General features: G+C 68.8%; 2 protein-coding genes. One reads left to right on the forward strand and one right to left on the reverse strand.

Going from position 1 to position 1,648, the window contains the following annotated elements; translation table 11 throughout:
• Positions 1 to 272 precede the first annotated feature (272 nt).
• A complete protein-coding gene (locus ACWDNY_RS31375; protein ID WP_451649200.1) occupies positions 273 to 1,076 on the forward strand; it encodes an IS5 family transposase in 804 nt (267 codons plus the stop codon).
• On the opposite strand, the gene ACWDNY_RS31380 is transcribed toward ACWDNY_RS31375, so the two are convergent.
• Positions 1,021 to 1,524, reverse strand: coding sequence for a hypothetical protein (locus tag ACWDNY_RS31380; RefSeq protein ID WP_451649201.1), 504 nt, complete (start codon positions 1,522 to 1,524; stop codon positions 1,021 to 1,023). The two genes, ACWDNY_RS31375 and ACWDNY_RS31380, sit on opposite strands and share 56 nt — an antisense overlap.
• Positions 1,525 to 1,648 lie beyond the last annotated feature (124 nt).

The raw sequence follows: 1,648 nt of genomic DNA on the forward strand, positions 1-1,648 counted from the left end.
CTAACTGGCCGTTCTCTATCCGGTCGTGCGCTCGGTCTGGTTCGAACGGGGTCCTGGATCGGGTGACTTGTGGGCTGATGGGGCATAGAGGAAGGGCCTCTTGGTAGCTCGCGGTTGTCGAGTCCAGCGAGAAGCAAGAGGCCCTGTTGTCGAAGTGTCGCGTGGTCGTGGTTGCCGGGTCCAGTCCGTCCACTCCTGGGTGTGACTGTCTCGCCCATCGGTTCGGGAACGCGGCCGACCGGCCGGAGCGCCGGCCCCGGTACGACTCGGATATAAGCGATGCGGAGTGGGCGTCGGTGCGGGATCTGCTGCCAGTGCCGTCGTGGATGGCTGGCCGGGGCGGGCGTCCGGAGGGCTACTGCCACCGGCAGATGATCGACGCGGTGCGCTACCTCGTCGACAACGGCATCAAGTGGCGGGCGATGCCGTCCGACTTTCCGCCCTGGCCGCGGGTGTATGCCTTCTTCGCCCGCTGGCGGGATGCGGGATTGGTGGCCGAGCTGCACGAACGTCTGCGCGAGGCCGTCCGCACAGCTGAGGGCCGCAGCCCGGAACCGAGTGCGGGGGTCGTGGACTCGCAGTCAGTGAAGGCGGACGCCACGGTCACCCTCGCCTCACGGGGATACGACGCTGGGAAGAAAATCAACGGGCGCAAGCGGCACCTGCTCACCGACACCCTCGGACTGCTTCTGGCCGTGCTGGTCACGCCGGCGTCCACGACCGACCGGGACGCCGCCCGCAGCCTGCTACCCGCAGCAAAGACTCACTTCCGGCACCTGGCTCGCATCTGGGCCGACGGGGGTTACACCGGCCACCTCACCGACTGGACCGCCCAGCACCTCGGAGTCGTCCTCGACATCGTCCGCCGCAGCGACGACGCCAGCGGCTTTGAGGTCCTGCCCCGCCGCTGGGTCGTCGAAAGATCCTTCGCCTGGCTCCTGCGCAGCCGGCGCCTGGTCCGTGACTACGAACGACGCACCGACACCAGCGAGGCCGTCATCCAGTGGTCGATGACCATGCTCATGAACCGCCGCCTGGCCGCCCGGCACCAGCCTGTTCCAGCGCGGGCAGCATGAACCTGCCCGGCTTGTCCTCGACCAGCCAGCCCCGTTCCACCAGCCGTTTCAGCCGGGCCCTCGCGCCCTCGACGCGGGAGGCGGAAGCGCTGTCCCAGCCCAGCACCACCGCCGCCCGCCGGGCACCCAGCCCATCGGCTCCAGCCTCCACAGCGGCGGCCATCAACGCCTGGTAGTCCACCGACAAACCCTCGACCCCGGCCGCGTTCTGCCGATGAGGCACCGCCCGGCGCGGTCCAACCGGCTTCTTCCGCTGCACCCCGTCGGCAGCCACGACGGGCGCATCCTCCTCGGCCAACGCCTCCAGATACTGCTCCAGGCCGATCACCCGGCGCCTGAGCACCTCTTCGGCGTCGCTCAGAGCCGCCCGCACCCGCTCCAGCTCGGCTTCGAGTTCTTCTACCCGCACCACCGCGGCCTTCTGCCGCGCCTCCAGGACCGCCCGCATCGACGGCATCCGCCACCCCCACGACATCTCAGCCAGCAACGAACCGAGACTCCCGCGACAGCCGCGATCTCATGTCCGACCAGCAAAAGTCACACACGAGGTTCGGAAAGAGAACGACCTCTAA

It is taken from the genome of Streptomyces sp. NPDC003697 (assembly GCF_053587115.1).